We start from the raw sequence: 283 nt of genomic DNA on the forward strand, positions 1-283 counted from the left end.
TCGGCGTTATCGACATTAACACTACCACCATATAGTACGGTCATCGTGTCCAATGAATCAGCGAAGCCTGCAACCGTCTGCTTAATATGTTGATGCGTGGCGCTCACCTCTGCCACGGTTGGCACTTTACCCGTCCCAATCGCCCATACTGGCTCGTAGGCAATGATTAAGCGCTCAGACAATGAGGCAGTAAGCTCGGGCTGTTGCGCTAGCAAGTCTTTGATAACTGACAACTGCGTATCAATGACTGGCAGCGTCTGCTTATCATCATATTGTGCTTGGG

General features: G+C 50.2%; 1 protein-coding gene. It reads right to left on the minus strand.

From position 1 onward, the window contains the following. Positions 1 to 283: triose-phosphate isomerase (locus AAEY88_RS12985; RefSeq protein ID WP_350563048.1), on the minus strand; the 283-nt coding region annotated here is incomplete at both ends.

The sequence above is a fragment of the Psychrobacter sp. CAL346-MNA-CIBAN-0220 genome, assembly GCF_040309805.1.
In the GTDB taxonomy this organism is placed as follows: Bacteria; Pseudomonadota; Gammaproteobacteria; order Pseudomonadales; family Moraxellaceae; genus Psychrobacter.